The following is a 24,684-nucleotide window of genomic DNA, read 5'->3' as shown; positions in this document are numbered from 1 at the left end:
TGGACCTTCACCGGGAGTTGGGTGTCCGGCGGGTTGTGCACGCTCGAAGGTGACCCGTGCCCGTTCCTGGAGGCCGCCGCGCCCGAGGCGGGCCCCGCCGACGAACCACCCGGAGCCGCCGGGCCGGGGGGCGAGGCGGCTCCGGGCTCTCAGCTGCGCTCCGGCGACCCCGGCGCGCCGAGCATGCTGTCCGGCCTCGCGACGCCCGCGACCGCGGGCACGGCGCCGGTGCAGCTCGCGCTCGCGGTGCTCCTCACCGTCGTGCTCGTGCTGCTCGTCGCCTTCCCGACCGCGCTGCTCAACAGTGCCGTCGAGTCCGGGTCGGAGCGCCTGTCGGGATGGTGGGCGAGGCGCCGCGCGCCGCACCCCGACACGACCGCATCCGAGCCGCGCGCCGCCGCCTGGGCGCGGTCCTGGTGGTGGGCGGCGTCCGGTGTCGTGATCGCCTCGGTGATCACGGCGTTCGCGGATCCGCAGTTCGGACTGAACCCCGGATCCGGCCGGGTCGTGCTGTCGATCCTCGTCTCGTTCGCCGTCGACGTCGTCCTCGGGTGGGCGCTCGTCGTGTGGATCATGTCTCGTGTGAACCCGGGCTCGACGCACGTGTACTCGTTCCGGCCCCTGACCCTCCTCGTCGTCGTCGCAGCCGTCCTGTTCACCCGGCTGACCGGATTCGAACCGGGGATCGTCTTCGGACTCGTGGCAGGTGTCGCGTTCGGCGCGATCGCGGGCCGTTCCGCGGAAGCGAAGTCCGCCCTCGTGACGCTCGGCTACGCATTCGTCCTCGCGCTCGTCGCCTGGGTCGTGTACGGCGTCGTCGCGGGCACGTCCGGCGAGTCGTTCCTCGCGACGCTGCTCGTCGAGACCCTCGCCGCGGTCGCCGTCGGCGGCATGGCCGCGCTGCCCATCGCCCTCATCCCGCTGCGCGGCATGCCGGGGCATGCGATCTGGCTCTGGAACCGCTGGGTGTGGGCCGGCTGCTACGCCGTCGGCCTCATAGCGTTCTTCATCGTGCTGATGCCGATGCCCTTCTCCTGGGACGAGGTCGGGTGGGAGCTCGGCGCGTGGATCGCCGTGTACCTCGTCTACGCCCTGACCGCCGTCACCGCCTGGCTGCTCGTGACACGGCCCTGGCGGCGGGATGCGGACGACGTCGGCACCGCTGGCGCGGGTACGGCGACGACGACGGAGGCCGCCCCGCCGGCGCCCGACCGTCAGGAAGAGGAGGTCGCGACATGATCGACGCGCACACGAGGCGGATGGCGGTACTCGCGGTCCTGCTGGCGACGGCGGGGTTGTCCGCCTGCGCGCCGGTCCCGGAGCCGGGTCCGACGCCCGAACCGCCGCTCACGGCGACCGTGCACATCCACGCCGGCGACGCCGACGTGACCGGCGCGGACGGTGACACCGTCGCAGAGCCCGACGGCGCCGAGGTCACCGCCGGCGCGATCGTCGAGGCGGTCGGGGCCGACGCGCTCGTGGAACTGGCCTGGTCGGACGGTGCCGTGACGCGCCTGGGGCCGGAGTCCCGCTTCCTCCTCGGAGGCGCCGACGGCTCCGACACGACGAGGGGCGAGCAGATCGGCGGACTCAGCTGGAACCGTGAGGCGGCCGCAGCGGAGGAGGGCGAGTACGCCGTGCGCTCCGCCGGCACGGTCGTCGCCGACCGAGGCGCCTACTTCGTCATCGACTGCCGTTCCTCCACCTGCCGGGTCACCGGGGTCGGTGGGGGAGGCGGAGACGGCTCGAAGACGACGCTCCGGCGGGGGAGCCTCACGGCCGTGGGCACGACGAGGGCGGCGACATGGGGCGAACTGTTCGGCGACCCGTGGGCGCAGCGCAACGCCGAACTCGACGCCGAGGCGGGACTGCCGCCGGTCACCGACGTGTTCGAAGATGCAGAACCGGGCCGCGCGTCGCTGTCGGGGACGTTCGACGTCGTCGTGACGACGGTCACCTCGGAATGCGACGGCGGCGACCTCGTCTGCGACACGATCAGCCAGACCGGCCGGGTCCGGAATCTGAGCTACAGCTTCGGAACCGACTGCAGCGACGGCATCCCGTGCGCGCCGACGGTGACGACCCAGTTCACGGACCTCGCAACCGGCAAGACCCAATCCCGCGAGGTGCCGCTCCGGTTCGATGGGACCCGGTACCTGTGGGGGTGGGTGGATCGACTCGAGGTGTGCATCTGGGACTACGGCGACGGCCGCACCGAGTCGACCGGCAGCGCCGACAACGGCCTGTCCTGGTCCGCGGAGCCGACCGATGCCGACGTCGTCGACGGCGCCTTCGTCGTCACCGCGATGGGCGGAGACGCCGCAGCCTATGTGACGGTGCTGAGCCCCGTCGACAGCGGCCGGTTCCCCGGCTGCGAGCGCTGGCAGGCGGATTGGGACACCACGAGCACGATCGAGTTGGCGAGGGCGGGACGATGAACACGCGTGCGGTCTTCCTGCTGACGGTCGCGGCCCTGCCGCTTCTCCTGGGCGCCGCCGCCCCGCCGGTCGACGAGCCGGCACCCACGCTCGTGGCGACGTATCAGGTCACGGCGGAGGAGGTCAGCACCGGCCCGGACGGCGCCACCGAGACCGACGGGGCGTCGGGCATCGTGGAGCTGACGTGCGCCGGCAGCACCTGCCGGGTGACCGGTGAGCCCTACCGTTCCCTGCTGCGCGGCCTGCCGCTCGAACTCGGCACATCCGCGGTCGGGGAATCCACGTCGCCGGGCGCCGCGACGGCCTGCGGGGACGGGATCGGGGAGCGGCGCATCGAGGTGACGGCCGACGCGACCGGTTTCCGCGCCTCTCTCACGCAGGACTCGCTGGGCTGGAACGACTGCGGGGACGGCTCGGAGGCGTACTCCCACGCGAGGGAGATCACCTGGACGGGAGCCCTGGTGACCGGGCCGGTGTGCATGTTCAGCGAGGCCGGGTGCCGTGCGACGGAGAGCGCTTCCGCACTCGCGACCGGCGACCCGGCCGCCCCGAGCGTGCTGTCCGCCCTGGCGACGCCGGCGACGGCGGGCACCGCGCCGATCCAGCTCGGCCTCGCCGCCCTGATGACCCTCGTGCTGGTCCTGCTCGTCGCCTTCCCGACGGCGCTCCTGAACAGCGCCGTCGAGTCCGGTTCCGAACGCGCCGCGGGCTGGTGGTCGGCGCGGCAGACACGACGCCACCCCGCCGCCGACGGCGAGGACGTGATCACGCCGCGCCGGCAATGGACCGCCTCCTGGTGGTGGGCGGGGGCGGGCGTGGTCGCGGCGTCGGTCATCTCGGCGTTCGTGGACCCGCAGTTCGGTCTGAACCCGGGATCGGGGCGCATGGTCCTCTCGATCCTCATCTCGTTCGCGGTGGACGTCGTCCTCGGGTGGGCCGCGGTCGTGTGGATCATGTCGCGGATGAATCCCGGGGTCACGCACTCCTACTCGTTCCGTCCGCTTACCCTGCTGGTCGTGGTCGCCGCGGTCGTCTTCACCCGCGTGACGGGGTTCGAGCCGGGCATCGTCTTCGGGCTCGTCGCCGGTGTCGCGTTCGGGGCGCTGGCCGGCCGGTCGGCGGAGGCGAAGTCCGCCCTCGTCACGCTCGGCTACGCGTTCGCGTGGGCGGCCGTCGCCTGGGTCGTCTACGGAGCCGTCGCCGACTCCGCGGGGGACTCGTTCCTGGCCACGCTCCTCGTCGAAGCGCTCGCCGCGGTCGCCGTCGGCGGCATGGCAGCTCTGCCGGTCGCACTCATTCCGCTCCGCGGGATGCCGGGATACCCGATCTGGCGATGGAGCCGGTGGCTGTGGGCGGGATGCTACGCCGTCGGCCTCCTGGCGTTCTTCATCGTCCTCATGCCGATGCCGTTCGCGTGGGACGAGGTCGGCTGGGAGCTCGGCGCCTGGGTCGGGGTCTACCTCGTGTACGCCGCCGCGGCGGTCGTCGCGTGGCTGGTGCTCGCCCGCCCCTGGCAGAAGGACGAGTCCGCGTCACCGGAGGTCACAGCCGAACCAGATGCCGAGGCGGTGGACAGCGGCGCCGATAGGCTCGGGGCGTGAGTGTCAGCCCTCTCCGAACCCTGCCCCTGGACGAGCTGCGCCGACGGTCGAGCACGAAGTGGCGCTCGTACCCGGAGGACGTCATCCCCATGTTCGTCGCCGAGACCGACTTCGCACTCGCCCCGGCCATCGCGCGCACCCTCGCGGAGGCCGTGACCCGCGGCGACACCGGCTACACGCCGCCGGACCCGGGACTGCGGAGCGCCTTCACCGCGTTCGCGCTGCGACAGTACGGGTGGGCGGTCGAGCCGACCCGCATCCGCTCGACCGGCGACGTCATGATGGGGGTCGTCGAGCTGCTCCGCGCCACGATCAGACCCGGTGACCGCGTCGTCATCGCACCGCCCGTCTACCCGCCGTTCTCGATGTGCATTCCCGAGGCCGGCGGCGTCGTCGAGGAGGTGCCGCTCCTGGACACCGGGGACGCCTGGGAGCTGGACCTGCGGGGGATCGAGGCGGCCCTGGCGGGCGGCGCGCGCGCCGTCCTGCTGTGCAACCCGCACAACCCCACCGGCACCGTGCACTCCCGTGCTGCGCTCGCCGACCTCGCCGACCTCGCCGAGCGGTTCGGCGCGGTCGTCATCAGCGATGAGATCCACGCGCCGCTCGTGCACCCCGGCGGCGTCTTCACGCCGTTCCTCGCGGCCTCGTCGACCGCCGCCGAGGTCGGCTTCGCTGTGACGAGCGCTTCGAAGGCGTACAACCTGGCGGGCCTGAAGTGCGCGCTCATGATCAGCGCGTCCGAGAAGACCGGCGCCGTCGTGAGCGGGCTGTGGCCGGAGGTCGAGTGGCGCACCGGCCTCTTCGGTGCGCTCGCCGGGGTCGCGGCGTTCTCGCCCGAGTCGGACGCGTGGCTGGACGCGCAGATGGCGGCCCTCGACGTCAACCGTCGCCTCCTGTCCGACCTCTTGGCGGAGGAGCTCCCGCTCGCCCGCTACCGCGTGCCGGATGCCGGCTACCTGGCGTGGATCGACGTCTCCGCCTACGGCTGGGGCGACGACCCGGCGCGGCGCATCCTGCGGGACGCGAAGGTCGCTCTGCATCACGGGCCGCTCTTCGGCGTGCAGGGGATCGGCCACGTCCGGCTGAACTTCGGGTGCGCGCCCGACGTGCTCACGGAGGCGGTGCGTCGGATCGGGGCGCTTGCCCGCTCGTGAGCGCCGCGCGGCGCGGAACGGCGGGGTCCGTCCCCGGCGGCGGGATCTGGCATCCGCGCTACATCTGGGTGACGATCGGCGCGGTGGCGATGATCTTCCTCGCCGCGACGCAGTCGCTCGCCGTCACGACCGTCATGCCGCTCGTGAGCGCCGACCTGGACGGCGCGGCGCTCTACGCCGTCGCGTTCTCCGGGACACTGGCGACCAGCGTCATCGGGATGGTCGCCGTCGGGGCCTGGTGCGACCGCGCCGGCCCGGTCCTTCCCCTCACGACGTCGGTGGTCCTCTTCGTGGCGGGACTGGTCGTCGCGGGCGCCGCGCCCACCATGGAGGTCCTGGTCGCGGGGCGCCTGCTGCAGGGACTCGGCACCGGGGGGCAGACCGTCGCCCTGTACGTCGTCGTCGCACGCGTGTACCCGGCGACGCTGCACGGGCGGGTCTTCGCCGCCTTCTCGGCCGCGTGGGTCGTGCCCTCGATCGTCGGGCCGTTCCTCGCCGGCGCCGTCGCGGAGTACCTGCACTGGCGGTGGGTGTTCCTCGGCGTCGCGGCGCTGACCCTCGCGGCGTTCGCGCTCGTCCTCGCCCGTCTGCACGACCGCCCGCTCGGCACCGAGCATCCCGCGACCGACCCCGTGGCGGCTCGCCTCGGCTGGGCGAGTGTCGTCGCCGGCGGGGCGCTCGCGCTGAGTCTCGCGGGGGAGGCCGGCGCGCTCGCCCCGGCAGTGGTCACGGCATCCGTCGTCGTCATCGCGGTCGCCATCCGCCCGCTTCTGCCGCCGGGAACCCTGCGGCTCCGCCGCGGGCTCCCGAGTGTCGTGGCGATGCGGGCGCTCATCGCGGGGGCGCTGTTCGGCGCGGAGATCTACGTGCCCTACCTGCTCATGGACCGGTACGCCTTCTCCGCGACGTGGGCCGGTCTCGCCCTCACCGTGGCCGCGCTGCTGTGGGCGGCGGGATCCGACGTGCAGGGCCGGTACGGCGACCGCATCGGGAACACGCGGATCACGCTCATCGGCACGGCGCAGCTCGCCACCGCGACGGCCATCGCCACGCTGACGGCCTGGCTGCACCTGCCGCCCTGGATCCTCATCACCGGGTGGGCGCTGGCCGGCGGCGGGATGGGGCTCATGTACCCGCGGCTCACCGTCTTGACGCTCGGCTACTCGACGGCGCAGAACCAGGGCTTCAACTCCTCCGCCCTGTCGATCTCCGATTCGGTGGGTGCCTCCGCATCCATCGCGGCGATGGGCCTCACCTTCACGGCGCTCGCCGGGACGGGAGCCGGGTTCCCGGCCGTGTTCCTCGTCGCGACCGCGCTCGCGCTGCTGGCGCTCGTCCCGGGTCTGCGGCTGGAACGTCGCGACGGCGCCACCGCGGGCTGATCCCTCCGCGTGACGATCCGATTTGGATGCCGGGGAGAGGCAAGGCTACCCTAACTATGTGAGCATCTCCGAGGACGTCCGCACGCGCCCCGCCTATCGGCCCTACGCCGCGACGGTCGCCGACGTGCAGCGGCTCTCGCCGCACTTCACCCGCGTCGTCTTCGCCGGTGAGGACTTCGACGTCTTCGGAACCGCGGGCCTGGACCAGCGCATCAAGCTGATCCTCCCGCTGCCGGACGGCACCCTCAGCGACATCGGGCAGCACGACAGCGACGTCATCGACGCGGGGGAGTGGTACTCCAGGTGGCGGGCACTGCCGCCGGCGACCCGGAGCCCGCTCCGCACGTACACGGTCCGGCGCATCGACCCCGTCGCGCGCCGGCTCACCGTCGACTTCGTCGTCCATCACGACGCCGGGCCGGCCGGAAGCTGGGCCGAGAAGGCCGTGACCGGGCAGGAGATCGTCATCATCGGTCCCGACCAGCGCAGCGACGCGTACCGGCAGGGACTGGACTGGCATCCGGGGACCGCGCGCCGCGTCGTGCTGGCCGGCGACGAGACCGCGACACCCGCGATCTGCGCGATCCTCGAGACCCTCGACGCCTCCTACGACGTCGACGCGTTCATCGAGGTGCCCTCGGGCGCCGACCGGATCGCCCTCGACGTGCCCGACTCGTTCCGCGTGTCGTGGCTGCCGCGCGAGGACCGCCCCCACGGCGAGGCGCTGACCGAAGCGCTCACGGCCTGGAGCGCCGTGTCCGGCGACGTCCTCGCGCACGCCGCCGCGCCCCGTCGCCAGGTGCTCGCCGACATCGATGTCGACCACGACCTGCTGTGGGACAGTCCCGACGACTCCGAGGGGGAGTTCTACGCGTGGATCGCCGGCGAGGCGGCCACCGTCAAGGGGCTTCGCCGGCACCTCGTGCAGGGCTGCGGCGTCGACCGCAAACGCGTCGCGTTCATGGGGTACTGGAGACTCGGCCAGTCCGAGCGTCAGGAATGACCACGGCGCGCGACCGGCGCGGACGGCTGCTGCTCACCGGCGCGATCGCACTGCTGGCCGTCATGGCCGTCGTGAGCCTCATGATCGGCGCGCGTTCGGTCGCTCCGAGCGTCGTGATCGACGCGCTGCTGCGGCCCGACCTGTCTCTGGCCGATCACTCCGTCATCCTCACCCAGCGGGTGCCGCGCACCGTGATCGGCATCCTCGCGGGAGCCGCCCTCGCCCTCGCCGGAACCCTCATGCAGGGCCTCACGCGCAATCCGCTCGCCGACCCGGGCCTTCTGGGCGTCAACGCCGGGGCTTCCGTCGCCGTGCTCGCCGCCATCACGGTCTTCGGCATCACGGCGCCCGCAGGCTTCGTGTGGTTCGCGTTCGGCGGCGCCGCGCTCGCCTCCATCGCGGTCGCGCTCATCGGCACGCGCGGACCGGACGGCACGAGCCCCGCCAAGCTGGCCCTGACCGGGGCCGCCGTCACGGCCGGGCTGACCGCCGTGACGACACTGATCCTCACGACCTCGATCACGGCCTTCGACGTCTTCCGCTACTGGCAGGTCGGCGGCCTCACCGCCCGGGGCATGGACACGGTGGCGGTCGTCGTCATCCCGATCCTCGTCGGCGCCGTCATCGCGGTGACCTCCGCGCGCGGTCTCGACCTCCTCGCTCTCGGCGAGGACACCGCGACGGGCCTCGGCCACAGCGTCGCACGCACGCGCGTCCTCGGGATCGTCGCCACCGTGCTGCTCTGCGGCGCCGCGACCTCGATCGCCGGCCCCATCGTCTTCCTCGGGCTCCTCGTGCCGCACGCGCTCCGCGCCCTCGTCGGCGGGGAGTACCGCTGGCTCCTCGCCATCGGCGCGCCGGTCGGCGCCATCGTGCTCCTCGCCGCCGACGTGCTGGGGCGCGTCATCGCCCCGCCCGGAGAGATCCAGGCGGGCCTCGTCGTCGCTTTCGTCGGCGCCCCCGTGCTCATCTCGCTCGTGCTCCGCCGAGGGCGGGTGAGCCTGTGACCGCGTCCGTGCAGCAGATCCGCGCCCGCGTCGCGCGGCGGCGCGGCGTCGTCGTGGCCGGCGTTCTCGCGGCGGTGCTCGTCGCCACGATCGTCTCGCTCTCCGTGGGCGACTACGCGATCGCTCCCGCCGACCTCTGGCGGACGCTCATCGGCGGCGGCGACCGCGTCCAGTCCTATGTCGTCTTCCAGGTCCGCGCGCCCCGCCTCGCGATGGCGCTCCTCGTCGGCGCCGCCCTCGGCGCCGCGGGCGCGCTGCTGCAGTCGCTGCTGCGGAACCCGCTCGCGAGCCCCGACCTGCTGGGCATCAGCGCCGGATCCGGCGCGGCCGCCGTCTTCGCGATCCTCATCCTCGGCCTGACCGGACCGCTCCTCGCCCTCGCCGCCTTCGCCGGCGGGCTCGTCGTCGCGGCGTTCCTGCTCCTGGCCGGCAGTCGTCGCGCGGACGGCGGGTTCCGGCTCATCCTCGCCGGCGTCGGCGTGGCGTTCCTCTGCGTCGCCATCACGAACTACCTCATGGTGCGCGCGCAGGTGGAACTCGCCCAGGCGGCGCTGATCTGGCTGACGGGCAGCCTCGCCTCGACGCCCTGGTGGAACGTCGCGATCGTCGCGGTGGCCGTCCTCGTCGCTGTGCCCGCGGTCGTGGCATGCGCCCGCTGGCTCCCGCTCACGCAGATGGGAGCGCCCACGGCGGCCTCGCTCGGTGTGCAGCCGTCAGCGGTGCGGATCGTCGCGGTCCTCACGGCCGTGCTGCTCACGTCCGTCACGTGCGCCTTCGTCGGCCCGATCGCCTTCATCGCCCTGTGCGCGCCCGCCATCGCGCGGCCTCTCCTCGGCCACGGCGCCGTCGGCCTCGGCACGAGCGCCGCCGTGGGCGCCTTCCTCCTGACCGCCGCCGACCTCATCGCGCAGTTCGCCCTGCCGGGGTTCTCGCTGCCCGTGGGCGTCGTCACCGGCGCCATCGGAGCGGTCTTCCTCCTCTGGCTCCTCGCGACGTCGAAAGGACGATACCTGTGACCCCCGACTCCGCACCGCCGCGCCTGAGCGCACGAGGGCTCGCCGCGGGCTACCCGGGCCGCCGCGTCATCGACGACCTCGACCTCGACATCGCGCCCGGTCGCATCACGATGATCATCGGCGCCAACGCGTGCGGGAAGTCGACGCTGCTGAACGTCCTCGCGCGGGTCAACGCGCCGCTCGCAGGTGCCGTCGAGCTCGACGGCACCGACGTCTCGACGCTGTCGCGACGGCGCTTCGCCCAGACCGTCGGGCTGCTGCCGCAGCATCCGACCGCCCCCGACGCTCTGACGGTCGCGGAGCTCGTGTCCCGGGGACGGCATCCGCACCGCGGCGTCTTCCAGCGCTGGAGCGCCGCCGACACCGCCCGGGTCGACGACGCCATGGCCAAGACCGGCGTCGCCCCCCTCGCCGACCGCCCCGTCGGCGACCTCTCCGGCGGCCAGCGCCAGCGCGTCTGGATCGCGATGGCCCTCGCTCAGGAGCCGCGCATCCTGCTGCTCGACGAGCCCACGACGTTCCTCGACCTCAGCCACCAGATCGAGGTCCTCGATCTGCTGCGCACCCTGAACCGGACCGACGGCACCACGATCGTCGTCGTACTGCACGAGCTGAACCTCGCGGCCCGCTACGCCGACGACCTCGTCGTCATGCAGGCGGGACGGGTCGTGGCCCACGGCACCCCCGCCGACGTCCTGACCTCGGAGGTCGTCGCCCGCGCGTTCGACCTCGACGCCCTCGTCATCCCCGACCCGCTCACCTCCACCCCCCTCGTCATCCCCGTCCCCGGCGGCGCCCATGCCGCCGCGGACGAGGCGTGACGCGATTCGAAAGGAACGCACCCATGTCCGTACGCACCTCACGCCTCGGGGCGCTCGTCGCGCTCACCGTGGCCGGCGGCCTCGTCCTGTCCGGCTGCGCCGGAACGACCGAGCCGGCAGCCACCCCGGACGCCGCTCCCGGCTCGACCGACAGCTTCCCGGTCACGTTCGAGCACATCTACGGCACGACGACGATCGATGCGCCGCCGGAGCGCATCGCCACCTGGGGCTGGGGCGTCACCGACGCCGTGCTGGCACTCGGCATCGTCCCCGTGGCCATCTCCTCGATGGACTACGGCGGGGGCGAGGACCGCATCACGCCGTGGGTCGAGGACGCGATCGCGGACCTCGGCGGGGAGGAGCCCGTCATCCTGGACAGCGCGACCTACGAGCTCTCCGTCGAGGAGCTGCTCGCGACCGATCCCGATGTCCTGATCGCGTCCTACTCCGGGCTGACGCAGGAGGAGTACGACGCCGTCACGAACGCCGGCATCCCGGTCGTCGCCCCCGAGGAGGCGCTCTGGTCCACGCCGTGGCGCGACGTCATCACCGACACCGGCAAGGCCCTCGGCATGGATGCCGCTGCCGAGGACCTGCTCGCCGACCTCGACCGGCAGGTCGCCGACGCGGCCGCGGAGCACCCCGAGTTCGACGGCACGACGATCGCGTACGCGGCGGATGACGTCGACACGTTCTACCTCTACCTCCCGGCCGACCCGCGGGTGGAGATCCTCGAGGATCTCGGCTTCGTGACCGCCGAGTCCGTCACCGCGCTCGACGACGGGGCCGCCACCTTCTACACCACCGTCAGCGCCGAGAACCTCGACCAGGTCGATGCGGACGTCGTCTTCACGCAGGTGGAGAGCGAGGACCAGCTGGACACGTTCCTCACGTCCGCGCGCACGAAGCTGATCCCGGCCGTCGCGACGGGCGCCGTCGGCGCGATCGTGGGCGAGGAGAACGTCGCCGCGATCTCGCCGACCGCGCTGACGCTGCCCTGGATCCTGCCCGACATGGTCGAGCAGCTCGCCGCCGCGACGGCGGTCGCGAAGGGCTGACGTCCCGCGGTCCGCGTCACACGCACAGATACAGGGAAAGCCCCGGCCGTCTCGGCCGGGGCTTTCCGCTGTTCCGGATGCCCCCGCGGGAGGCATCGCTCACTTCTTGGTGGCGTCGACCTTCCGCACGAGCGCCCATGCGGCGGGGATGACGAGCGCGGCGAGGCCGGCCTTGACGACGCCGCCGAGGATGAACGGCAGCAGGCCCACCTCGAGCAGCCCGCCGAACGAGTAGTCCAGGCCCATCACGACGTTGAGGATCAGCGCCATGTACGGGATGCCGAAGAGGAAGGGCACGACGCTCGCGGCGGCGAACCCGAGGAAGGCGAGCGCGGGGCGACGGTCCCACGCGCGCTCCGCGAACCAGCCCGCGACGAAGGCGGACACGATGAAACCGAGCACGAACCCGAAGCTCGGCTTCGCGACGGCGGCGATCGATCCGGTGAAGTCGGCGAAGACGGGGAGACCGGCGAGCCCGACGAGGAGGTAGGTGATCAACGCCGCCGCACCGCGGCGCGATCCGAGGGCCGCGCCGACGACGATGACGCCGAGCGTCTGCCCCGTGATCGGGACGGGCCACAGGGGAATGGAGACCTGGGCGAGCAGCGCCACGACGGCGGCGCCGGTGGCCACGAGGGCGGCGTCGAGCGCGAACGCGCGAGCCCGCGACGTGGGGCGGGTGATGACGTCGGCGAGGACGCGGCGGGACGGGGGAGCGGCGGCGATGGCTGACATGGCTCTCAGCGTAGAGGCAGGGCGCCCGTGCCGTCGCGCTCAGGCGACGTGCGGCATCCCGACCTATACTGGGAGGCTGGCCGGTCGGCCGCCCCTCCACCCGCAATGAATGGACGTCCGCTGTGCTCGCCGTACACGATCTCGAGATCCGCGTAGGCGCTCGCACGCTCATGGCGGACGTGTCGTTCCGTGTCTCCGACGGCGACAAGATCGGGCTCGTCGGGCGCAACGGCGCCGGCAAGACGACGCTCACGAAGGTCCTCGCGGGTGATCTCATCCCCGCCGACGGCAAGGTCGATCGGTCCGGCGAGCTGGGCTACCTTCCGCAGGACCCGCGCTCGGGCGACCCGGAGATGCTCGCCCGCACCCGCATCCTCGACGCTCGCGGCCTCGGCACGCTCGCGCTCGGCATGAGCGAGGCGTCCCTCGAGATGGGGTCGGACGACCCGGCCGTCGCCGCCCGCGCGATGCGCCGCTACGGCAACCTCACCGAGCGGTTCGAAGCGCTCGGCGGCTACGCGGCGGAGGCCGAGGCGGCATCCATCGCGCACAACCTGTCACTGCCCGACCGCATCCTCGACCAGCCCCTCAAGACGCTCTCCGGTGGTCAGCGCCGCCGCATCGAGCTCGCGCGCATCCTGTTCTCCGACGCGCAGACGATGATCCTCGACGAGCCCACGAACCACCTCGACGCGGACAGCGTCGTGTGGCTGCGCGAGTTCCTCAAGAACTACAAGGGCGGGCTCATCGTCATCAGCCACGACGTCGAGCTCGTGGGGGAGACGGTGAACCGCGTCTTCTACCTGGATGCCATGCGCCAGGTCATCGACGTCTACAACATGAACTGGAAGAACTACCTGCGCCAGCGGGTGGCCGACGAAGAGCGCCGCAAGAAGGAGCGCGTCAACGTCGAGAAGAAGGCCACGGCGCTGCAGCTGCAGGCTGCGCGCTTCGGCGCGAAGGCATCGAAGGCCGCCGCCGCGCACCAGATGGTCGCGCGCGCGGAGAAGATGCTGTCCGGGCTCGACGAGGTGCGCCAGGAGGACCGGGTCGCGAAGCTGCGGTTCCCCAAGCCCGCGCCGTGCGGGAAGACGCCGCTCATGGCGTCCGGACTGTCGAAGTCGTACGGATCGCTGGAGATCTTCACCGACGTCGACCTCGCGATCGACCGCGGCTCGAAGGTCGTCATCCTCGGCCTCAACGGTGCCGGCAAGACGACGCTGCTGCGGATCCTGGCCGGCGTCGACACGCCCGACACGGGACAGCTCGAGCCCGGTCACGGCCTCAAGATCGGCTACTACGCGCAGGAGCACGAGAACCTCGACGTCGACCGGTCGGTGCTGGAGAACATGATGTCGGCAGCGCCGGACATCACCGCGACCGAGGCCCGCAAGGTGCTCGGCTCCTTCCTCTTCACCGGCGACGACGTGCTCAAGCCGGCCGGCGTGCTCTCCGGCGGCGAGAAGACGCGCCTGTCGCTCGCGACGCTCGTCGTCTCCAGCGCCAACATGCTGCTGCTCGACGAGCCCACCAACAACCTCGATCCCGCCTCCCGCGAGGAGATCCTGGGTGCGCTCGCGCACTACGAGGGCGCGGTCGTCCTCGTCTCGCACGACGAGGGCGCCGTCCAGGCGCTGAACCCCGAGCGCGTGCTGATCCTGCCGGACGGCGTCGAGGATATCTGGGGTCGCGACTACATCGACCTCATTACCCTGGCGTGACGCGGGACGGCACCCTGGCGTGACGCTCCGCCGCGTCAGCGCGCGGAGTCGAGGAGCGCGTCCTCTTCCTGCATGTCGCGATCGCGCCGGCGCACGGATCGTGCGGCACGCTCCTCGGCATCCTCGCGACGGTGCCGGCGCTCGGTGCGGATCATGTACCAGATGAAGACGAAGCCCATGATGGCGAAGAGGATCCACTGGATCGCATACGACAGGTGCGGGCCGGGGTCCTCGGAGGGGGCCTCGAGCGGCGCCGGCGCGGTCGCCGGCGGCGGGTCCTCGGAGACGAGGAGACCGTAGGCGCTCGTGATGACGTCCTCGCCCGCCAGCGCGTCGGCGATGAGCGGCAGGTGGATGGTGGGCACCTGGCCCTCGGGCGCGGATCGACCCGAGTTCGGCAGCGGTTCCCCCGGCTTCAGCCGGACGACGACCTCCGACGCCCCGGCGGGTGCCGCCGGGACCTCGTCCGGCTCGGGCTGATCGGCGCCGGGCGCCACCCACCCGCGATCGACGATGAGCACGCGCCCGTCCGTCGTGCGGAAGGGCACGAGCACCTCGAACGCGCTCGTGCCGCCGTGCGCGCGGTTGCGGGCGAGCAGCTGACCGTCCGGGAGGTACTCGCCCTCCAGCACCACCGGGTGCCATTGGTCGTCCGGATCGAGGTCGGCGCCCACCGGGAGGAGATCGGCCAGCGGCACCGGCTCGGCGTCGTAGTTGTCCGCGATCAGGCGGAGCTGCGTCGAGCGGTCGGCGTCGCGGGTGAACTGCCAGTTCGACAGGAAGCCGCAGGCGATCGCGAACGCGACGGCCACGGCGACGTACCCGGTCCAGCGCAGCACGGTCTGCCGGTTCACGGGGTGACCGCCTCATCGAGCGGCTGCACCTCGACGGGGAAGTCCCGCGCTGCCAGGAACGTGCGCAGGTAGTCCACGTGTTCGTCGCACGCGGTCCACACCTTCCGGCGCTCCGGGCCGTGGATGCGCGGATTCCGCCAGAGCACCTGCCAGGCAGCGCCCGCGCGGCATCCGGCGCGGGAGCAGATCGCCTCCGTCACGACTCGTCCGTGCGATCGGCTTCGCGGATGCGGATGACCGGGGGGACCGTCGGCTCCGGTGCGGCGGCCGGGGCGGGCGACTCGAGCTGGCGCTCCGGCGGCACGAGGCGCGCCTGGTCCTGGCCCGAGCTCACGTTGGCGATCACGACCGCGAAGTAGGGCAGGACGATGGCGCCGGCGGCGAAGATCCACGTGTACCAGGAGTAGGGCGTCACGACGACCATCAGGATGAGGCACGTGAGGCGCACCGCCATCATGGCGAAGTACTTCGTCATGCGGGTGTGGGCCTCGTCCCGTGGGTCGCGGGGGAGCGAGGTCGCCGACTGCGGCGTGTGCGGTTTCACGGTGTGTCCCGACGTTCCTGGTCCTTCCAGGGTACGCCCGTGCACGGTCGACGGCGCCGGTCAGGAGTTGTAGCCCGTGCCGACCGTCCCGGCCCATGAGGCGAAGGCGAGGAACGCGATGACGCCGAGCACGACCAGTGCCAGTCCGGCCCACCCGACGATGACCCCTGCGAGCGCCATGCCGCGGCCCTTCTCGCCGGTCTGCTTGATCTGGTTCAGCGAGATGTGGCCCATGATGGCGCCCGCGAGCGACCCGACGAACGGGAGGATCCAGATGAAGCCGGCGATCGAGGCGATCATCGACACGATCGAGAGCGTGTTGGTCTTCTGTACGGCCGCGTACCCGCCGTAGGCGTACGGGTTGACGGGCGGCTGGTAGGCACCGGGCGCGGCGTACGGCGGGGTCTGCGCAGCGGGCGGGTACGCCGGCGGGACGTACGCGGGAGGTGCGACGGGCGGCTGCGCGTACGGGGGCTGCGGCGGGGTGGGCTCGCTCACGGAAATGCTCCTTCTGACCGGGATCTCCAGCGTAGCGGTGGGGGCTCGGAAGCGCGGTGCGGCACCGCGGATAGGCTGGTGCGGATTCACCACGAGCAGGGAGCAGCCATGTCCACGGATCGCGTCGTCCTCGTCACCGGAGGAAACCGCGGCATCGGCCGCGCCATCGCGGAGCGCTTCGTCGCCGCCGGATACCGCGTGGCGGTCACCGCCCGTTCGGGGGAGGGCCCCGAGGGGACGCTCACGGTGCGTGCCGACGTGACCGACGCCGCCGCCGTCGACGCGGCGTTCACCGAGGTCGAGCAGCAGCTCGGCCCCATCGGCATCGTCGTCGCGAACGCGGGCGTCACGAAGGACACCCTCCTGCTGCGCATGTCCGAGGACGATTTCGACTCGGTCGTGGCCACGAACCTCGGCGGCGCGTTCCGCGTCGTCAAGCGCGCGGCGAAGGGGATGCTGCGCGCCAAGTGGGGCCGCGTCATCCTCATCTCCAGCGTCGTCGGCCTCTACGGCTCGGCCGGGCAGATCAACTACTCCTCCTCCAAGAGCGGGCTCGTGGGATTCGCGCGCTCGCTCACGCGCGAGCTCGGCGGACGCGGCATCACCGCGAACGTCGTCGCTCCGGGCTTCATCGAGACCGACATGACGGCGGAGCTGCCCGAGGCGACTCAGGTCGAGTACAAGAAGAACATCCCGGCGGGGCGCTTCGCGACCGCCGACGAGGTGGCCGGGGTCGTCGCATGGCTCGCCTCCGACGATGCCGCGTACATCTCCGGCGCGGTCATCCCGGTCGACGGCGGCCTGGGCATGGGGCACTGAACCTGCACGGTCGCCTCACGGTGTCTCGTCGCGGCCGATCGCGGCGATGATCGCCTGCGCGAGTCGCTCGGGCTGCGTGAACTGCGGCCAGTGCGCCGTGTCGAGTTTCACGACCCGCGCCTCCGCGATGGCACCGAACTCCTCGCCGTACGGCCCCCAGTTCGCGACCGCCTGACGGAACGCCTCCTCGTCCATCCCGCCCATGAGCAGCGTCGCCGGCACGCCGAAGCGTCGCTCGTCGGTCAGGGCGAGCGGGTCGGTCGGCACACGCGCGGGCACCGACCGGGTGCGCGGCGCGGTCGCCGCGCGCGTGGCCTCGTCGATGTCCCACACGTCCTCGTCCTCGAAGAAGTCCCACCCCGGGAACGGGACGACGCCGTCGACCACGGGGAACTCGGAGATCCCGGAGTCCGGCGGCGGGGGAACCGTGTCCACGAAGACGACATGGGCGACACGGTCGGGTCGCGCCGCGGCCGCACCCCACGCGACGTTGCCGCCGCCGCTGTGCCCGACGAGGACCACGGGTCCCGGCAGGGCGTCGATCTCGGCGACGACCGCCGCGACCCAGTCCGCGATGCCGATGCCGCTGCTCTCCGCGGCGGGTGCGCCGACACCCGGCAACGTGAGGGCGTGCGGCGTATGGCCGGCCGCGCGCAGCCGTGGGGAGATGTCGTCCCAGGACGACGCGTCGAGCCAGAGACCGGGGATCAGCAGGATGTCCATAGACGGACGCTACTCCCGCCCCCCGACATCGTCAGGGCAGGAGCGGGATGACCTCGGCCAGGTCTACGCGTTCGATCACGAGGTCGGCCTGCGCGCGGACGGCGGGCTTGGCGTTGAACGCCAGTCCGAGGCCGGCGGCGGCCATCATCCTCAGGTCGTTCGCGCCGTCCCCGATCGCGATCGTCCGGGCCAGCGGCACGCCGTACGCCGCGGCCCACTCCCGCAGCGCGTCGGCCTTGCCCTCGGCATCCACGATCCCGCCGTCCACCACCCCGGTGAGGGCGCCGTCGGCGGCCATCAGGCGGTTCGCGCGCCACACGTCGACGCCGAGCGACGGGGCGACGGTGTCCAGCACCTCGTGGAACCCGCCGGACACGACGGATGCGACGCCGCCGCGCGCGTGGATCGCCTCGATCAGCGCGGTGACGCCCGGCGTGGGCTCGACGCGCGCGAGGACGCGCGCGAACGCGGCGACCGGGACGCCGGCCAGCGCCTCGACGCGGGAGCGCAGACTCGTCGCGAAGTCGACCTCCCCGCGCATGGCGGCCTCCGTCGCGAGTGCCACCTCGGCACCGCGGCCGGCCTCGTCGGCGATCAGCTCGATGACCTCGTTGCGGATGAGCGTGGAGTCGGCGTCGAACACGACGAGGAAGCGGGCGTCAGGCACCCCACCACGCTAGCGCTGCGCTCGCTCAGCCCGTGACGTGGACGTTCTTGCCGACGACCGTGATGCCGCTGTCGGTCACGGTGAACCCGCGGGCCAGGTCCCGCGCACGGTCGACGCCGACCGTCGCACCGGGATCGAGGACGACGTTCTTGTCCAGGATCGCGCGGTGCACGCGGGCTCCCGCTCCCACGTTGACCTGCTCGAAGAGCACCGAGTCGGTGATCGTCGAGCCGCCTCCGGCGAGCGTCCACGGGCCGACGACGCTGCGCTCGAGATGCGTCCCGGACAGGACGGAGCCGAGCGAGACGATCGAGTCGATCGCATTGCCGATCCGGCCGACCCCGTCGCGCACGAACTTCGCGGGCGGCGAGTTGACCGACTGCGAATGGATCGGCCAGTCCGTGTTGTACAGGTTGAAGATCGGCAGCGTCGAGATCAGGTCCATGTGGGCGTCGAAGAACGAATCGATCGTCCCCACGTCCCGCCAGTAGTCGCGGTCGCGATCCGTGGACCCGGGCACGTCGTTGCGCTTGAAGTCGTACACGGCGGCCTCGCCGCGGCGCACGAAGTAGGGGACGATGTCGCCACCCATGTCGTGATTCGACGTCGGGAGCTCCCCGTCGGCCTCCACGGCCTCGATGAGCGCGTCGGTGTCGAAGATGTAGTTGCCCATCGAGGCGAGGACCTCGTGCGGGCTGTCCGAGAGCCCGGTCGGGTTCTGCGGCTTCTCCAGGAACTCGCGGATCGTGAGGTTGTCCGCCGGGTCGAGGTCGATCACGCCGAACTGATTGGCGAGGGCGATCGGCTGCCGGATGCCGGCGACCGTCGCGCGTGCGCCGGATTCGATGTGCGCATCGATCATCTGCTCGAAGTCCATGCGGTACACGTGGTCGGCGCCGATCACGGCGACGATGTCGGGCTTCTCGTCGTGGATGAGGTTCAGCGACTGCAGGATCGCGTCGGCCGACCCGGAGAACCACCTCTTGCCCAGGCGCTGCTGCGCCGGCACCGACGCGACGTACGCGTTCAGGAGCGCCGACATCCGCCACGTCTGCGACACATGGCGGTCGAGGCTGTGCGACTTGTACTGCGTGAGCACGACGATCTGCCGAAGACCGGAGTTCACGAGGTTGGAGATGGCGAAGTCGATCAACCGGTACTGCCCGCCGAAGGGCACGGCCGGTTTGGCGCGATCCACCGTCAACGGCATGAGGCGTTTGCCCTCGCCGCCGGCGAGGATGATTCCGAAGACCTTCGGCGCTGCAGGCATGCCCCCACACTAGGCCCGGGTTCGGGCTCTGTACTAGTTTCAACTCATGCGCGTCGACATCGTCACGAAGGAGTACCCGCCCGAGGTCTACGGGGGAGCGGGGGTCCACGTGACGGAGCTCGTCAAGGCGCTCCGCACCGCCATCGAGGTCGAGGTGCGGGCGTTCGGCGCGGACCGCGACGAACAGGGGACCACCTCCTACGGCGTCCCGACGGAGCTCTCCGCCGCGAACGCGGCCATCCAGACCCTCGGCACCGACCTGGAGATCGTCGGCGATGTCGCCGGTGCCGACGTCGTGCACAGCCACACCTGGTACGCGAACTTCGCCGGCCATCTCGCCTCGCTGCTGCACGGCATCCCGCATGTCGTCACGGCGCACTCCCTCGAGCCGCTGCGTCCGTGGAAGGCCGAGCAGCTGGGCGGCGGGTACGCCGTGTCCAGCTACATCGAGAAGACCGCGTACGAGGGCGCCGCGGCCGTCGTGGCCGTCAGTGAGGGCATGCGCCAGGACATCCTCCGCAGCTACCCGGCGCTGGATCCCGCGAAGGTCCGGGTCATCTACAACGGGATCGACGTCGAGACCTGGCGCCCCGTCTCCGACGACGCGCTGCTGGCGCGCTACGGCATCGACCCTGCCCGCCCGTCCGTCGTCTTCGTCGGGCGGATCACGCGGCAGAAGGGCCTCCCGTACTTCCTCCGCGCCGCCGAGCGTCTCCCGAAGGACGTGCAGGTCGTGCTCTGCGCCGGAGCGCCGGACACCCCGCAGATCATGGCCGAGGTGCAGGAGCTCGTGCGCGGCCTGCAGCAGACGCGTGAGGGCGTCGTGTGGATCGACGACTTCCTGCAGCGCGATCAGCTCTGCGCCATCCTCACCGCCGCCACGACGTTCGTCTGCCCGTCGGTGTACGAGCCGCTCGGGATCGTCAACCTCGAGGCGATGGCGTGCGGCGTCGCCGTCGTCGGCACCGCGACCGGCGGGATCCCCGAGGTCGTCGTGGACGGCGTGACGGGCCGTCTCGTCCCGATCGAGCAGGTGCAGGACGGCACGGGGACGCCGCTGGATCCGGAGAAGTTCGTCGCCGATCTGGCTGCGACCCTGACCGAGGTCGTCTCCGATCCAGAGCGCGCGCGGGCCTACGGCGCGGCGGGCCGGGAACGCGCCGCGGAGGAGTTCAGCTGGGCGGCGATCGCCGACGCCACGGCCGCGCTGTACCGCGAGGTGACCGCCGTCGGCCGATAGGCTGGAGGTATGCCCCACGTCCTCGATTTCGCCGACGTCGTCGTCCGCCGCAACGCCCGCAACATCGTCGATCACGTGGCCTGGACCGTCTCCGACGACCAGCGCTGGGTGGTGCTCGGACCCAACGGGGCCGGCAAGACGACCATTCTGCAGCTGGCCGCGACCCTCATCCACCCGACGTCCGGCGCCGTCACGATCCTCGACGAGCGGCTGGGCCGCACCGACGTGTTCGAGCTGCGTCCCCGGATCGGCTTCGCCTCGTCGGCGATGGCCAAGCGGATCCCGCCGGAGGAGACGGTGCTGGATGTCGTGCTCACGGCCGCGTTCTCGGTGCTCGGCCGCTGGCACGAGGACTACGAGACGATCGACGAGCGCCGCGCGCGTCGCGTCCTGGCCGAGTGGAAGCTCGAGCACCTCGCCGAGCGCACGTTCGGCACCCTGTCCGACGGCGAGCAGAAGCGGGTCCAGATCGCCCGTTCCGTCATGACCGACCCGGAGCTGCTGCTCCTGGACGAGCCGGCCGCAAGCCTCGACCTCGGCGCGCGCGAGGAGCTCCTGGGTCTCCTCGGCGGCTACGCGCAGACGCCGACGACGCCCGCCATGATCATGGTGACCCACCACGTCGAGGAGGTGCCGGTCGGCTTCACGCACGCCCTGCTGCTCCGCGACGGCGCGATCGTCGCCGCCGGGCCCATCGCGGAGACGCTCACGGCGGAGAACCTCACGGCGACGTTCGGCGTGGAGATCGCGCTCTCCGAGGACGGCGGACGCTTCGCCGCGCGCGCCGCATCCTGAACCTGATAGAATCTCTCTTTGGTGCGTTCGCACCGCAGACTTTGACCGTCCTGGCCAAATCCAGGACACCCGGCTAGAGGACCATCATGAAGACTGACATCCACCCCGACTACCAGGCCGTCGTGTTCCGCGACCTGGGCTCCGGCGACACCTTCCTCACCCGTTCGACGGTGACCAGCGACAAGACGATCGAGCTCGACGGTGTGACGTACCCCGTCGTCGACGTCGAGATCTCGTCCGCTTCGCACCCGTTCTACACGGGCAAGCAGCGCATCATGGACTCCGCCGGCCGCGTCGAGAAGTTCAACCAGCGCTTCAAGAACTTCGGCTCCAAGTAAGCAGCCGTCCCCGAAGGCCCCGCTCCGGCGGGGCCTTCGTCGTGCGCCGGGGTCTCGGTTAGCGTGGCGGCATGGCCGTTCGCAGACTCGTGCTCCTCGCGCCCCTCCTCGCCCTGCTGACGCTGACCGCGGGCTGCGCGACGGTGGTCGGAGCCTCCCCGTCGCCGTCCGCGTCGGCGTCCCCGTCGCCGACGGCCGCGTGCCCCGAGCAGGAGGGCGTGGACCTCCCGGAGGGCTGCGCCGGGTACGACCCGGATGCCGCGATGGCGCTGAACGACCTCTACCGCCAGCGCCTGGAGCTGAGCGCCGACGCGCAGGCGGAGAACGAGCGGCTCATCGCCCCGGTCACCGCCGCGCTCGAGGCCCTGCGTACGGCCGACGGCGGCTTCACCGAGGAGGGCGTGCGCGCTGCCCTCGCGGACGCCGGAGTGACCGCGATCCAGACCCGCACGGGGGCTGGCGACGTCCTGTTCGGCGCGGCGGGCCCCGCCGGCGGCTGCGTGTACGGGGCGCTGGAGGCGGAGCGGGTCACCGTCGAGGTGGGCGGCATCATCATGGACGGCGGGTGCCTGCCGGCGCAGTGATCCCGGCCCGTCGGTGCCACCTGGTTCAGGCGATCCGCCCGGCTCAGGCCGATCGCGGCCGGATCGGCCTGACTCCACGTCGGCAGGCCGCCGCCTCTGACCCCGCGAGTCAGCGGATGGGCCAGCTGCCGTCGAGCGCGTCTTCGGCGTCGAGGCGGCCGATGCGGATGAAGTACTCCGTCAGGCTCTCCGCCTGCGCGCGCGCCCAGCCGATCTGCTGCGTGTGCAGCTCGTGCACCGTCGGAGGCAGCGCGAAGCGCGCGGCGAGCGCCTGTGCGACGCGTCCTGCCGCGATCGCGTCGGCTGCCGCATCGTGGGCGCCCTCCAGCGTGACGGCGTAGTGCGCCGCCACGACCTCCAGGGTCCGCTTGCCGCGGCGGTACCGGTCGTACGTCTTGTCCAGGACGAGCGGGTCGATGACGGGGGCGGGATCGAGGATCGGCGGGATGCCGTGCCGGAGCGCCTCGTGCTTGAGCAGCGAGAAGTCGTACGGCGCGTTGTACGCGACCACGGGGATGCCGGCGTCCAGGAGCGCCCGCAGGGCCTCGACGATCTCCGCCACGACGTCGGCGGATGGGCGGCCCTCCGCTCGCGCGTGGGCGGTCGTGATGCCGTGCACGGCGGTCGCGCCGGCGGGGATCTCCACACCCGGGTCGGCGAGCCATCCGTGCGCACGGACGACGCCGCCGTCCGCGTCGAGCAGCCCCACGTGGGCCGTGACGATGCGGTCCGTCGCGACGTCGACACCCGTCGTCTCCAGGTCGAAGACGCCGATCGCGTGCGCCCACGGGGGAAGCGCCGGCGCCTGCGGAGGCTCCTGCTCCTGCGCCCACGCGTCGTCCCAGAGGGCGAGCGGCTCGGGCTGCCACATGTCCATGCTCCGACGGTAGGTCCTGGCGCCGACACGACGGGGGAGCCGCGCCGCACTCGTAGACTCGACGGGTGACCGCGCCGCACCCGTACGCCGACCTGCTCGCCGCGATCCCCGTGCAGCGACGCGAGGTCGCGGTGCTCGGCGGGACGACGGCGTACTGGGTCTACGGCCCGGAGGACGCCGCCGCCACCGTCATCGCGGTGCACGGCTTCCGCGGCGAGCACCACGGGCTCGAACCGGTCGTCGCGCACCTCGACGGCATCCGCGTCATCTCACCCGACCTCCCCGGCTTCGGGGAGAGCGCGGCCGTCCCCGGACGCCGGCACACGCTGGACCTCTACGCCGAGTGGCTCACGGCGTTCGCCGGCGCGGTCGCCCCGGGCGCCGAGATCCTCGGGCACTCGTTCGGCTCCATCGTCGTCGCGGCCGCCGTGGCGGGCGGGCTGCCGACGCCGCGCGTCATCCTCGTGAACCCCATCGGCGCTCCGGCGCTGGAGGGCCCGCGCGGCATCCTCACGCGGCTCGCCGTCTTCTACTACTGGGCCGGCGCACGCCTCCCGCGCCGGCTGGGGGAGGCGGTGCTGCGCAGTCGCCTGGTCGTGCGGATCATGAGCGTCTCGATGGCCAAGACGAAGGACCGGGCCCTGCGCGCCTTCATCCACGACCAGCACGATACGTACTTCTCGCGGTTCGCGGACCGCGAGGTGCTGCGCGACGCGTTCGTGGCGTCGGTGTCGAACGACGTGCGCGCCTTCGCGCCCCGCATCACGCAGCCCACGCTGCTGATCGCCGCGGTCCGCGACGACATCACGCCGATCGAGGCCGAGCGCCACCTGCAGACGCTGTTCCCGCGGGCCGAGCTCGTCGAGATCGACGACGTCGGCCACCTCATCCACTACGAGACGCCGCGGGTCGCGGCAGCCGCCGTCACGCGGTTTCTCGCGCCTTCCGGCGGCGGTACGCGTTGACGTTCATCCGGTTCCCGCAGTTGCCGGTGTCGCAGTAGCGCTTCGAGCCGTTCTTCGAGTAGTCGACGTAGACCGAGCGGCAGTCGTCCGCGTCGCACACGCGCACCCGGTCGTACATGTCCGAGCGGATGACGTCCACGAACGCCATGGCCGCCTCCACGAGGATGCGGGTCGCGAGCGGGGCGCCCTCGTCCGTCGCGTGGATGTGCCAGTCGTAGGAGTCGTGGATGACGAGCTGCGGCAGCGCCTTCCCGTCGCGCAGCATCGCGTTCACGAGCGGCACGGCCGCTGCGCGGTCGACCTGCCAGAGCGCGTGCAGCCGCGGGCGGATGCCGCGCAGCGCGACCAGCTCCTCCGTGTCGCGTCGCATCGAACCGGTGTACGGGAACTCGATGAGGAAGGCCGCGAGATCGTCCTGATCGGCGAGGTGGTCCACGCCCTCGAAATCGGTCTCCGGCAGGGTGTTCACGAGGGCGGTGGCGGCGCGGAGGGACAGCTCCGTGTCACGGATGAAGACCATCTTGACTCCTGACGCTCGCGGGCGGTACGGTCACCAGTGTAAACACATTTC

27 protein-coding genes are annotated in these 24,684 nt (G+C 72.0%); 17 read left to right on the top strand and 10 right to left on the bottom strand.

Going from position 1 to position 24,684, the window contains the following annotated elements:
* Positions 1 to 33: 33 nt before the first annotated feature.
* Genes QZL85_RS11750 through QZL85_RS11705 form a run of 10 tightly spaced genes read left to right on the top strand, consistent with a single transcriptional unit; the run spans position 34 to position 11,483 of the window.
* The gene (locus QZL85_RS11750) at positions 34 to 1,239 is read left to right on the top strand and encodes a hypothetical protein (RefSeq protein WP_295576886.1); all 1,206 of its coding nucleotides are present in this window, start codon (positions 34 to 36) and stop codon (positions 1,237 to 1,239) included.
* Positions 1,236 to 2,438 carry a hypothetical protein gene (locus QZL85_RS11745; RefSeq protein WP_295576884.1) on the top strand — a complete coding sequence of 401 codons (1,203 nt, stop codon included), beginning with the start codon at positions 1,236 to 1,238 and terminating at the stop codon, positions 2,436 to 2,438. The genes QZL85_RS11750 and QZL85_RS11745 overlap by 4 nt, the downstream gene beginning before the upstream one ends.
* Complete coding sequence (locus tag QZL85_RS11740; protein WP_295576882.1) at positions 2,435 to 4,039, top strand: hypothetical protein; 1,605 nt, start codon at positions 2,435 to 2,437, stop codon at positions 4,037 to 4,039. The genes QZL85_RS11745 and QZL85_RS11740 overlap by 4 nt, the downstream gene beginning before the upstream one ends.
* Complete coding sequence (locus QZL85_RS11735) at positions 4,036 to 5,196, top strand: MalY/PatB family protein (protein WP_295576880.1); 1,161 nt, start codon at positions 4,036 to 4,038, stop codon at positions 5,194 to 5,196. Before QZL85_RS11740 ends, QZL85_RS11735 begins: the two co-directional genes overlap by 4 nt.
* Positions 5,193 to 6,578 carry an MFS transporter gene (locus QZL85_RS11730; protein WP_295576877.1) on the top strand — a complete coding sequence of 462 codons (1,386 nt, stop codon included), beginning with the start codon at positions 5,193 to 5,195 and terminating at the stop codon, positions 6,576 to 6,578. Before QZL85_RS11735 ends, QZL85_RS11730 begins: the two co-directional genes overlap by 4 nt.
* 58 nt (positions 6,579 to 6,636) lie before the next feature.
* A complete protein-coding gene (locus tag QZL85_RS11725) occupies positions 6,637 to 7,581 on the top strand; it encodes a siderophore-interacting protein (protein WP_295576875.1) in 945 nt (314 codons plus the stop codon).
* On the top strand, positions 7,578 to 8,588 hold the full coding sequence (locus QZL85_RS11720; protein WP_295576874.1) for an iron ABC transporter permease: 1,011 nt from the start codon (positions 7,578 to 7,580) through the stop codon (positions 8,586 to 8,588). Before QZL85_RS11725 ends, QZL85_RS11720 begins: the two co-directional genes overlap by 4 nt.
* On the top strand, positions 8,585 to 9,604 hold the full coding sequence (locus QZL85_RS11715; protein WP_295576873.1) for an iron chelate uptake ABC transporter family permease subunit: 1,020 nt from the start codon (positions 8,585 to 8,587) through the stop codon (positions 9,602 to 9,604). Before QZL85_RS11720 ends, QZL85_RS11715 begins: the two co-directional genes overlap by 4 nt.
* Positions 9,601 to 10,425, top strand: coding sequence for an ABC transporter ATP-binding protein (locus QZL85_RS11710; RefSeq protein WP_295576872.1), 825 nt, complete (start codon positions 9,601 to 9,603; stop codon positions 10,423 to 10,425). The genes QZL85_RS11715 and QZL85_RS11710 overlap by 4 nt, the downstream gene beginning before the upstream one ends.
* A 23-nt stretch (positions 10,426 to 10,448) precedes the next feature.
* A complete protein-coding gene (locus QZL85_RS11705; protein ID WP_295576870.1) occupies positions 10,449 to 11,483 on the top strand; it encodes an ABC transporter substrate-binding protein in 1,035 nt (344 codons plus the stop codon).
* Between the two features lie 99 nt (positions 11,484 to 11,582).
* Here QZL85_RS11705 and QZL85_RS11700 read toward each other — a convergent pair whose 3' ends face one another.
* Positions 11,583 to 12,218: a biotin transporter BioY gene (locus QZL85_RS11700; protein WP_295576869.1), complete on the bottom strand. Its 636-nt coding sequence runs from the start codon at positions 12,216 to 12,218 to the stop codon at positions 11,583 to 11,585.
* A gap of 122 nt (positions 12,219 to 12,340) precedes the next feature.
* Between QZL85_RS11700 and QZL85_RS11695 the strand changes: the two genes are divergently transcribed.
* Positions 12,341 to 13,939: an ABC-F family ATP-binding cassette domain-containing protein gene (locus QZL85_RS11695; protein ID WP_295576867.1), complete on the top strand. Its 1,599-nt coding sequence runs from the start codon at positions 12,341 to 12,343 to the stop codon at positions 13,937 to 13,939.
* A 35-nt stretch (positions 13,940 to 13,974) separates the two neighbouring features.
* Here the strand turns inward: QZL85_RS11695 and QZL85_RS11690 are convergent, their stop codons facing one another.
* Genes QZL85_RS11690 through QZL85_RS11675 form a run of 4 tightly spaced genes read right to left on the bottom strand, consistent with a single transcriptional unit; the run spans position 13,975 to position 15,835 of the window.
* Complete coding sequence (locus tag QZL85_RS11690; protein ID WP_295576865.1) at positions 13,975 to 14,793, bottom strand: SURF1 family protein; 819 nt, start codon at positions 14,791 to 14,793, stop codon at positions 13,975 to 13,977.
* On the bottom strand, positions 14,790 to 14,993 hold the full coding sequence (locus QZL85_RS11685; RefSeq protein WP_295576863.1) for a hypothetical protein: 204 nt from the start codon (positions 14,991 to 14,993) through the stop codon (positions 14,790 to 14,792). The genes QZL85_RS11690 and QZL85_RS11685 overlap by 4 nt, the downstream gene beginning before the upstream one ends.
* Positions 14,990 to 15,337, bottom strand: a complete 348-nt coding sequence (locus QZL85_RS11680) for a DUF3099 domain-containing protein (RefSeq protein ID WP_295576860.1) — start codon at positions 15,335 to 15,337, stop codon at positions 14,990 to 14,992. Before QZL85_RS11680 ends, QZL85_RS11685 begins: the two co-directional genes overlap by 4 nt.
* Positions 15,338 to 15,397: 60 nt before the next feature.
* Positions 15,398 to 15,835 (bottom strand): DUF4190 domain-containing protein, encoded by a 438-nt coding sequence (locus tag QZL85_RS11675; protein ID WP_295576858.1) that lies wholly within the window; start codon positions 15,833 to 15,835, stop codon positions 15,398 to 15,400.
* A 108-nt stretch (positions 15,836 to 15,943) separates the two neighbouring features.
* Here QZL85_RS11675 and fabG point away from each other — a divergent pair, with 108 nt between their 5' ends.
* Positions 15,944 to 16,654 carry a 3-oxoacyl-ACP reductase FabG gene (gene fabG, locus QZL85_RS11670; RefSeq protein WP_295576856.1) on the top strand — a complete coding sequence of 237 codons (711 nt, stop codon included), beginning with the start codon at positions 15,944 to 15,946 and terminating at the stop codon, positions 16,652 to 16,654.
* Between the two features lie 15 nt (positions 16,655 to 16,669).
* Here the strand turns inward: fabG and QZL85_RS11665 are convergent, their stop codons facing one another.
* The 3 genes from QZL85_RS11665 to glgC are packed head-to-tail and all read right to left on the bottom strand — an operon-like array spanning position 16,670 to position 19,314.
* Positions 16,670 to 17,377: an alpha/beta fold hydrolase gene (locus QZL85_RS11665; protein WP_295576855.1), complete on the bottom strand. Its 708-nt coding sequence runs from the start codon at positions 17,375 to 17,377 to the stop codon at positions 16,670 to 16,672.
* Between the two features lie 31 nt (positions 17,378 to 17,408).
* Entirely contained in the window at positions 17,409 to 18,044 is a 636-nt protein-coding gene (gene serB / locus QZL85_RS11660; RefSeq protein WP_295576853.1) for a phosphoserine phosphatase SerB, read from the bottom strand.
* Between the two features lie 25 nt (positions 18,045 to 18,069).
* Positions 18,070 to 19,314: a glucose-1-phosphate adenylyltransferase gene (glgC, locus tag QZL85_RS11655; RefSeq protein WP_295576851.1), complete on the bottom strand. Its 1,245-nt coding sequence runs from the start codon at positions 19,312 to 19,314 to the stop codon at positions 18,070 to 18,072.
* 46 nt (positions 19,315 to 19,360) lie between these two features.
* On the opposite strand from glgC, the gene glgA reads away from it, so the two are divergent.
* From glgA to QZL85_RS11635, 4 genes are all read left to right on the top strand, one after another.
* A complete protein-coding gene (gene glgA, locus QZL85_RS11650) occupies positions 19,361 to 20,554 on the top strand; it encodes a glycogen synthase (protein WP_295576849.1) in 1,194 nt (397 codons plus the stop codon).
* A 9-nt stretch (positions 20,555 to 20,563) separates the two neighbouring features.
* Positions 20,564 to 21,349, top strand: coding sequence for an ABC transporter ATP-binding protein (locus QZL85_RS11645; protein WP_295576847.1), 786 nt, complete (start codon positions 20,564 to 20,566; stop codon positions 21,347 to 21,349).
* Between the two features lie 86 nt (positions 21,350 to 21,435).
* Entirely contained in the window at positions 21,436 to 21,687 is a 252-nt protein-coding gene (locus QZL85_RS11640; protein WP_028495801.1) for a type B 50S ribosomal protein L31, read from the top strand.
* Positions 21,688 to 21,758: 71 nt separating this feature from the next.
* Positions 21,759 to 22,271: a hypothetical protein gene (locus tag QZL85_RS11635; protein ID WP_295576846.1), complete on the top strand. Its 513-nt coding sequence runs from the start codon at positions 21,759 to 21,761 to the stop codon at positions 22,269 to 22,271.
* Between the two features lie 109 nt (positions 22,272 to 22,380).
* On the opposite strand, the gene QZL85_RS11630 is transcribed toward QZL85_RS11635, so the two are convergent.
* Entirely contained in the window at positions 22,381 to 23,148 is a 768-nt protein-coding gene (locus QZL85_RS11630) for an exonuclease domain-containing protein (RefSeq protein ID WP_295576845.1), read from the bottom strand.
* A gap of 65 nt (positions 23,149 to 23,213) precedes the next feature.
* Between QZL85_RS11630 and QZL85_RS11625 the strand changes: the two genes are divergently transcribed.
* Positions 23,214 to 24,113: an alpha/beta fold hydrolase gene (locus QZL85_RS11625; RefSeq protein WP_295576844.1), complete on the top strand. Its 900-nt coding sequence runs from the start codon at positions 23,214 to 23,216 to the stop codon at positions 24,111 to 24,113.
* On the opposite strand, the gene QZL85_RS11620 is transcribed toward QZL85_RS11625, so the two are convergent.
* Positions 24,073 to 24,633 carry a CGNR zinc finger domain-containing protein gene (locus tag QZL85_RS11620; RefSeq protein ID WP_295576843.1) on the bottom strand — a complete coding sequence of 187 codons (561 nt, stop codon included), beginning with the start codon at positions 24,631 to 24,633 and terminating at the stop codon, positions 24,073 to 24,075. The two genes, QZL85_RS11625 and QZL85_RS11620, sit on opposite strands and share 41 nt — an antisense overlap.
* Positions 24,634 to 24,684: the final 51 nt, after the last annotated feature.

It is taken from the genome of uncultured Microbacterium sp. (assembly GCF_900078385.1).
Classification (GTDB): Bacteria; Actinomycetota; Actinomycetes; order Actinomycetales; family Microbacteriaceae; genus Microbacterium.
This window is presented reverse-complemented; position numbering and strand designations above follow the sequence as displayed.